The organism is Gammaproteobacteria bacterium (genome assembly GCA_035546635.1).
Classification (GTDB): Bacteria; Pseudomonadota; Gammaproteobacteria; order JAURND01; family JAURND01; genus DASZWJ01.
In genome coordinates, this window is the sequence record DASZWJ010000012.1 from 1 (window position 1) to 8,038 (window position 8,038).

Annotated in this window: 7 protein-coding genes; 1 reads left to right on the forward strand and 6 read right to left on the reverse strand. The window is 39.8% G+C overall.

Translation table 11 applies throughout. The features are described 5' to 3' along the window. Window positions 1-128: 128 nt before the first annotated feature. From VHE99_02105 to VHE99_02130, 6 genes are all read right to left on the reverse strand, one after another. A complete protein-coding gene (locus VHE99_02105; GenBank protein ID HVV67819.1) occupies window positions 129-698 on the reverse strand; it encodes a hypothetical protein in 570 nt (189 codons plus the stop codon). 902 nt (window positions 699-1,600) lie between these two features. Then, window positions 1,601-3,727, reverse strand: coding sequence for a DNA methyltransferase (locus tag VHE99_02110; protein ID HVV67820.1), 2,127 nt, complete (start codon window positions 3,725-3,727; stop codon window positions 1,601-1,603). 2 nt (window positions 3,728-3,729) lie between these two features. Continuing rightward, window positions 3,730-4,548 carry a hypothetical protein gene (locus VHE99_02115; protein HVV67821.1) on the reverse strand — a complete coding sequence of 273 codons (819 nt, stop codon included), beginning with the start codon at window positions 4,546-4,548 and terminating at the stop codon, window positions 3,730-3,732. Between the two features lie 496 nt (window positions 4,549-5,044). Continuing rightward, window positions 5,045-5,959 (reverse strand): phage integrase N-terminal domain-containing protein, encoded by a 915-nt coding sequence (locus tag VHE99_02120; protein HVV67822.1) that lies wholly within the window; start codon window positions 5,957-5,959, stop codon window positions 5,045-5,047. 772 nt (window positions 5,960-6,731) lie between these two features. After that, a complete protein-coding gene (locus VHE99_02125; GenBank protein ID HVV67823.1) occupies window positions 6,732-7,022 on the reverse strand; it encodes a hypothetical protein in 291 nt (96 codons plus the stop codon). Further along, window positions 7,012-7,359, reverse strand: coding sequence for a hypothetical protein (locus VHE99_02130; protein HVV67824.1), 348 nt, complete (start codon window positions 7,357-7,359; stop codon window positions 7,012-7,014). The genes VHE99_02125 and VHE99_02130 overlap by 11 nt, the downstream gene beginning before the upstream one ends. A 58-nt stretch (window positions 7,360-7,417) precedes the next feature. Here VHE99_02130 and VHE99_02135 point away from each other — a divergent pair, with 58 nt between their 5' ends. Beyond that, window positions 7,418-7,786, forward strand: a complete 369-nt coding sequence (locus tag VHE99_02135) for an Arc family DNA-binding protein (protein ID HVV67825.1) — start codon at window positions 7,418-7,420, stop codon at window positions 7,784-7,786. Window positions 7,787-8,038: the final 252 nt, after the last annotated feature.

Genomic DNA, 8,038 nt, shown 5'->3' on the forward strand with positions numbered 1-8,038 from the left:
TCAATCAAGCTCACAAAATCAGACGCAAAGAAGTAGAACCCACCTCTCTCCTGCCGCAGTTTATCAATAAGTCCTTATTTATATAAAGAAAACATTCGCTAGAAAAATTCAAATATGGGATGGAATTATTAGGGGCTTACAATAGATTTAGGAACTTCAACAGCTAATAAATTATCATTTCGATATTCTTCTTGTTGAAGCCACTCACTAACTTTTTCGCTATCGAAAAGACTATCTTCAAATATATGAGGAATAATCACAATTCCGCGCCAAGCACCATCGTTGTCTATTTTTTGAACGATGTTTAAAATTTCAGGAAGGCGCATAGTTGATTTAGTAAGGAGGCCATCTTTAATTCGTGGCCTGGCAACACCACACTCAGTGAGAATGTGATCAATTTCTATTGGTGCGGTATCGGGTTTAAAAAGACAAAGCACATGTATCCCCTTGCCGACATCGGCTTCAAATTCAAATCCCGGGAATAAGGTGATCTTATGGCCAAATTCTTTTTTGATCTCACCAAAAGCTTCTTGAAGATAAGGTAAGAAGTCTATGCTCAAAAAATTGTGATCTGTGATAGCAACTACATCAAGACCAGTTTGATGACAAGCTTCAGCAAACGCTTTTGCTGCCTTGGACTCTTCTCCTCGAACCAAGCGTTCGCCTGCCCAGTGTTGAGTATCTGCTGGGGTTTGCATTTGGAGGTCGCACTTTAACCAACGCATTCCTGTATAAGAAGAATTCAATGCATGCACCTTAAAATTGTATAGAAGCTAGCCATGATAGCACCTAGAATTAATTTGTTAACCAATCCGTTTCTATTGCTCTGTAACCCCTAAAAGTACAATTTCAGGAATTATTTTCATTAGTCGATTAAGCCTGACAGAAGCAATCAACATAAACATCAGTTGTGTTGAGCGAAAATTTTGACATAAAAAAAGCCAGGAACCACATTAGTAGTCCCTGGCTTTAATTCTTCCTTAAGATTGAAACATCTTAAGAGATTAAAATGTAGTGTCAAGTAAATTTATTAAAAAAATAGAAAAATATAGCTGTTGTGTTGATTCTTTTAAAACAGGTAAGTGGCTAAATTTATCGGAGATGGGGATGAGATGGAGAAAAAATCAAAACCGCTTACAAATCTTCGACACATATTCGACACATTTTTTAAAATTTGAGACGCCATCAGCAAATTGTTATTAACTCATTGATTCTATTCGATTTTTGGTGGGCCGTGTAGGGATCGAACCTACGACCTATTGATTAAGAGTACTCCATTCAGGGATTCTCTTCAGTTCTATATTTTTATAACTATTTGAATATAAATATATTCCTGATTTTTACAGCATCTACTTATTACCAGCCGATGCCAGGAAATTCTATACTTTTCCTTGCACGATTACACGGGAATTACACCAGATTCAAGCTTAGTAATGCCCTACTCCGCTCATTCAACCTCCCCCAATCTTTGCCTCGCTCGCCCAATTGCCTGATACAATCTATCCCGCAGTATCTCTTTAGAAGGTAAAAATAAGGTAGAACGGTCAGATATATTCCGCCACATGAATGCCAGATCATTCCCTCTATTTTAGCATTCAAATCATAGAGCGTTCTGGCCCCCTAATTTGAACCGAATTTTTTGTAGTATAGATTTCACATTGTCAAATTCTAGTACCATAGCTGATGCAGAGATAAGAGCTTGGGAAGCAGCAATGACAAACCTATCAGAATTAGAAATTTTAATCCCCCCATTTAACAATTTTTTTACAAGAATCTCTGTTCTATCTATAACGTTATCAAAATTAATCTCTACTTCTTTACATTGCTTATATTTCTTACAAACAAGAATAGCATCTATACTAATAGGGTCTTTTGTCGATGCCTTTGGATTTGCTCCGCGAAGCTCAGCATACACTGGATGAGCAGCAACAACTTCAAATCCAGCTTTGTTAATAGCCTCATATATACCAGCCCATCCATCTTCTTTTGAATGATGAAAACTAAATGCAAGTGTACCATCATCTTTTAGGACTCTATGAGACTCCTTCAGCACAGATGCTAATTGCGAAGCAAAGATTCTAGGATCATCATGCTGTACTTCACCAGAATTTGACGAGTTGTTCTTAGCAAACCAAGGATAATACTCTTTTAATACAGGAGAAAGCCATGCGAAAAAGAAGTCGCTTAATTCACTGTAGTGAACAAAATCAAAATATGGAGGATCAGTAATTATTGCATCCACGACTTTATCTGGCAAAGGCAGTACAGAGCTGTCACCATTTAAAATCAAAGCGCCTTTTTCTACCTTATTAAGCTCATCCCAGGAGACAGCCAATGAAACATTTATAGGTTCACTTGCCTGGATTTTTACTGAACCATTAGACTTCCCTAGTAAATCCTTATTTAGGATTAAATCAAAAGGTTTATCCAAATAACGTTTCGCCTTAAGTAGTCTAGATTTAAATAAAGAACAAAAAGTACCACTACTTTTTTCTGTACCCCATATAGAATTTTCAAGCGGCGTACGCTCCGGTTTCAGTATGTGATTTGAGAACATATGTCTTACCGCACCAGTTCCTTCGCCTTTATAGCTACAAAAAAGATTATTAAATTCTAACGTACTAGAAAATAGGCAAAGCATCTGCTCTCTAATTGCTTTTTCTGAGATAAGTAAAATCTCTTTCAACAGCATCCCTAAACAAAGTAGCTGACGAGAGTTAAAGAAATCCTTCCAATAGAGATAGTTATAATTTCTTGCTTGATCTGTATTATGGCCAGATCGCACTGGGAGTGTAGGAAGAGGTAAATTCTCTTCTTGCAAACGTAATTCAGCCTTTATAAAAAGATCTAAATCTTCTTGTTTTGGAGGTAAGTAAATCTTTTCACCATTTTTCCTAAGCGCAAGCAATGCATATAGGCGGTGTTTTGGAGCAATGTTATTTGGAATTAAGTCTTTTATACGATGTTTTTTTCCATTAGCGTCTAAAACATATTGACCTTTAACTGGACCACTTTGCGGATTAAACTGGTGACTACAAGATGGACATTTTAAAGATGTGGAGTCATAACGATCCTGAAATATTTCCCAACAAGAAGAGCAAACAATCTTTGCAAGGGGTTTTTTCTTCGGATATGCATCTTGTGCAAAAACATATCTAGAAAATAAAGGAATTTCTTCCCCTTCTGGTGTTGTTAGGGTTTTTACCCAAAAAAAATAAAGCACAGGTATCACTTCCCTTGTTTCAGGATCTTTTGTTTGATAATAATATTTAATTTCTGACGCTATTTTTTCCTCAAGAGATTTAAATGCTTGCCATAATTCTTGTTCGGACACCCTCGTTAATGCTTGATTTACTAAAAACGTGCTTATAGGGTTGATATCACAGCCTATTACTTTCGCACCAACCTTAAGAGATTCTCCTAGAGTCGTTCCACTTCCCATAAAAGGGTCAAGCACTACTTTGCCTGATAGGTTATGATACTCGTAAAACGATTGCCATACAGAACGATCTTTAGAATTTAAAGTGGCTAATGTAATAGCACGAAAAACTGTTCCAAGCCTTGTAGCCCACCATTTATGAATATGGTATAAAGGGCGGTTAATTTCTTTTCTCCAACTCTCCTGTTCAGCAACACGACTAACTTCTACTATAGGGAAATCATACTCTATTGCAGCGCCAGATTTTAGGGGAATAAACGCTTCATGCACTTCTTTTGTCACAGCCATATTCATTCGCCTAAATTTCCATTAATTTCTTTAATAGAAGAAATACTTTTCACCATCGAAACAGGCTTAGAAGTTTGAGATTTAAGCCTATATGCAACAAATTTGTGCTGTGTTCCAGCTTTAGGATTAACAATCTTCTCAGCTTTCAGATCATTAGTATGTAAATCAAAAGTATAACCCACCACCAGATGCTCTGCTTCAACTCGAATTAAATCTCCAACATTCTGAAATCGAGGATCTTTTTCCATATTACTTGGCACAACTAGTGTCATTAATCCCGTAGTTCCTTCCGTTAAAGCAAAAGGGGTAGGAGCAACATACATTTTTCTATCTCGAATCATTATATCGCCATAGGTGCCAAAACCTTTAACACTCTTGTTCTTATGCAAATAATTATGATCAGCATTTAGAAAATCTCCATGGCATATAAATAAATCTATCACTGGGTATTGACGCTTACCATTGCTTTGCTGGGGGTATTGCGTTAAATCAACAGGATAACGACCAAACACATAAAAAATTTGTCGTCCGTTATGATAACCTGTTGGAACTTGGCTATTGGAATCATAATCCCGCTCTCTGCCTGGCCAAGCCAATCCTTTTATTTCATAACCTTCTGGAAACTCTACTAAGCAAAAATCTGGATATGTATTGCGGCCTGAACATTCAAAATGCATGGAAAGATTATTTAAACGCTTTAAAAACCAATTTTGAAAATGAAATTCTTTATCTTTGGCGCTTACAGATTCTATTAATTCACCATTTGTTACGGCATTTACACATTCTTCGAATACATCAAAGCAGGTGGTAAGTTTAAACATTTTATCACTCACTATCATTTTCCGTTATTACATCTAAAGCAACACATCTTATCAATTTCGCTGCATCTATAACCCTGTGTGCCCCAACTTTAAGACTGAGAATTTTGGCTCACCCTGAAAAAGGGAAGCACTTTAGTTAAGATAAGCCCCCTAACTCCTTGATCGGCTATGAAAAAGAAGAAAAAATCGCCCTTCAGAATTGTATCCTAAACTTACCTGGGTTTACCATTCAAAAAACCTATGAGAATAATCTTCTCATTATCGAGATCAACAAAAAATCTCGCTTCCTATTTAGAAGCCTTACCGGGCAAGGATACTGTCAAGTGGTCTGTATCGATTTAAGCAGCAGCTTCGGGGCATTAGTCAAACAGTATTTCCCTAAGGCGTACAGCTAATAATTTTTGAGGAATAAGCACCTTTTTATTGTGAACTTGCCGTAATAAATTGGGTGATTTCGTAAGCATAGAATATTAGTCATAAATACTTTTTTGGTGAACTAACCTATATATGCTGCTGCGATAGAAGATCGACTATGCCCTGCGACTTCAGCTATCTCTTGCCGCGCTGTTTGGTCACAATCCCGATCTATATTAGGATACCTATTTTTTATAGGGCTCTCTACCCCGGTTATTTCCTGGTAGATTTCGTTCAGCCGTTCATGCCGTAATCCGTGGCTAGTAATTCCCTCTTGACGGCTGATACCGCTCTTCTGGCACACATAGTAATAGTGGTTCCGCCATTGCTTGAAATTATACCAATTCGGGGTCATGGAATCATTGGGTTTAATTGCTAGCCTCTTGGCTTCTGCCAGCACTTCCCGTTGATGGTCCGTTACTACCGGAATAATTCGGTCACGGCCTCCCTTGGTTCCCCAGTTAACCGCCAAATAGGCGCCTTTATCCGCGCCATGAGGTTTTAGCAGCGCAGCTTCTTTCATTCTAAGCCCGAAGGCACGTTGCAGCTTTAGTTGAATGGCAATGTGGCAATCCTGCTTTTGGATGGTGGCTAACTTATCTTCCAAAGAGATTCCCTGTCCGCTCCAGGTTTTATCAGTTTGGGTAACCAGATGTCGAATCACACTATCTGGGTTTTTAACATAGTTCTCAGAACGACGCACCATTCCCTTTTTACCAATCCATTCCGCGAACGTCCTGAATATGCTGACGCGATTCTGGATAGTTGAGGCAGATAGACCTCTGGTTTCCCAACCTTGCACCAATGCCATTATATGTCGCTCTTTAAACCCGCGGACATTATCCAGCTTAAATCCTAAGGTGCGTAATTCTTTAAATCCCAGCCAGAGTATTTCCTGTCGGGCATCCTGGGTGGCAAAGCTCACGGCTTTGCCACCCACGGCTGCGGTCTTGTTGTGTTGCTTGATGATGTTTTGCAATGTGATTTTCCAGTTCATACATGGTTTTCCTTAAAAAGATGCTTGTTCATGGCAGTACGTGAGTGTTAACTGACACTGTAGTACGACATTTCTGCCATAGTCACAGTCCCTCAAAGGGTAGCGGTATTCCGCCAGTCAAGTTACAACATGCAATTGGAGTCCAGAAAATAATCCCTCTGCTGCCACCACAGAGAATTTCCTGTTATGCGCCGACTGATCTTGCAAACGCTGAAAAGCGCCCGACAAAGAGCAGTAAACTTTAAGGTTTAACGCGCACGAATTGAAAAAAGAAATGCAGGTGTGAAGAACACCTTCATGAACCCTGCCAGTCCGTGTAAAAACCTACACAGTGGTGGGCTATATCCAGTAGACTTGCCAGCCAGCAATGCTGACTGCAAGAACGGAGTTCATCCGTTGATCCAGTAGAAATGATGAGCCATTGGATCATCATCAGAAGTACAAGTAGAATCCCCGCAACGGTGAATTGCAGGTACGGCCGCGAGCCATTTTCATGTGAGTAAGGATATTTCATCGCAGCTACGCTTACCCTAAATCTGTCGTTACAGTCGGACAGATCAACGACCCATTCGCTCATGTTATCAGTCACATTATGAAAATCAATAGCATTCTTGTTCTGAATTTACCCATTCAACTTTTATTTCACAGGCTATTTCACTGTTGAAAAATCAGAAAAAGCTAAATCATTTCAATAGATTATATCTGCCTCCACGGCACTCTCTGTTGACAAGCATTCGCTTATCAACAGAGAGTGCCTAACGGTTTTAGTTCTTTAATGGAAGTGCGTGCCCAAAAATGCACCCAAGAATGTACCTATGACTACCCAAGGAAATAACGCGGCTTCATGTTTAAATCGAGCCTTAATTTCCTGGCGCGATTGCAGATCATCCAGCGCCTCATCCAGGTAGACTTTCATAATGCTGAGTTTTTCGCGTATGCTGCAAAGCTGCTCATGCTCGGGGTAGTCACAGACCTTTTTCGCCAGTGCTTCATTTAAGTGAAGGATATCCGCATGAAGCTGTTGCGCATTTTGGACACACATCAAAGTTTGATTAGCACTCATAGTGTTTCTCTGCTAAGGCTTTACCCATCAGTCTGGTCAGGTCACAAGTAGCCGTTTCATGCAGATCTATTGCCATGCTCAGATAATCGTGTACCGCCCAAAAATAAGGAAGCAAAACGGCTGACGGGTAATTTAACAATTTACGCTCCAGAATTATTTCAGTGAGCAGGCTGGCTTTGGTAAGATTTTCCCCAAGCAATTCCTGGGAATCCATTTGTTGCGCAATTAACTGAGTTAATTGATCGAGGCTGCGGCTAACCATAAATGACTCCTGCTGATTATTGATACAGACAACTTTAAACAGCATATAGACATATTTAAAGTGTCTATTAATCATATATAAGACACATTATTGATGTCAATACTTTAGTTTTGAGAAATGCCATAATATTTTTATGGCTACTAAACACGACCCCATCCGCATGACCTTGCGTCTTCCCAAAGAAATTCGGGAGGCTTTAGACACGCTGGTTAAAAAAGGTCATGCAGGCTCCATCACGGCTGAAATCATCGATCGGCTTCAGAAAAGTTTATTGCTGGAACCGGCGAACGTTACGAATGAGTTTGCCCTTATCCGTCAGCAGGCAGCGCAGATACAGAAATCAGCCGATAAGATCGAATCCACTCTCGCCAAAAATAAAATCACCCGCAGTCAAGCATTACAGGCGTTAACTGAAAAAGAGAGAACGCTGTTAGAAGCTTTTCAGGCGTTACCAGAAGAAAAACAGCGCGCCGTCCTGGCCATGATTTCCCACCATGATTAATCTTGTAAGTCTCTACAACACCCATATCACCTGTGGATATGTGGACGAGTGTGCGACATGAGGCTGCACAAAGGAGCTGTTTTCACCGTCAGGTTGAAAACCACCTATACCACTAGGTGACCCTAGGGGTCTGAATAAAGAGCGACTCTGACAATGTAACAAAACGCCTAAAGCGTGGGAGGTAAATCGCGAGAGGAACCTTCTCCTGGCAGCCACAAGCCGGGAAAGTGCTAGGGAGTTGGTATGGCGAAC

Coding starts and splice junctions, on each gene's coding strand:
- VHE99_02105 (HVV67819.1), bottom strand. CDS start 698: ATGCAAACCCCAGCAGATACTCAACACTGGGCAGGCGAACGCTTGGTT.
- VHE99_02110 (HVV67820.1), bottom strand. CDS start 3,727: ATGGCTGTGACAAAAGAAGTGCATGAAGCGTTTATTCCCCTAAAATCT.
- VHE99_02115 (HVV67821.1), bottom strand. CDS start 4,548: ATGTTTAAACTTACCACCTGCTTTGATGTATTCGAAGAATGTGTAAAT.
- VHE99_02120 (HVV67822.1), bottom strand. CDS start 5,959: ATGAACTGGAAAATCACATTGCAAAACATCATCAAGCAACACAACAAG.
- VHE99_02125 (HVV67823.1), bottom strand. CDS start 7,022: ATGAGTGCTAATCAAACTTTGATGTGTGTCCAAAATGCGCAACAGCTT.
- VHE99_02130 (HVV67824.1), bottom strand. CDS start 7,359: ATGATTAATAGACACTTTAAATATGTCTATATGCTGTTTAAAGTTGTC.
- VHE99_02135 (HVV67825.1), top strand. CDS start 7,418: ATGGCTACTAAACACGACCCCATCCGCATGACCTTGCGTCTTCCCAAA.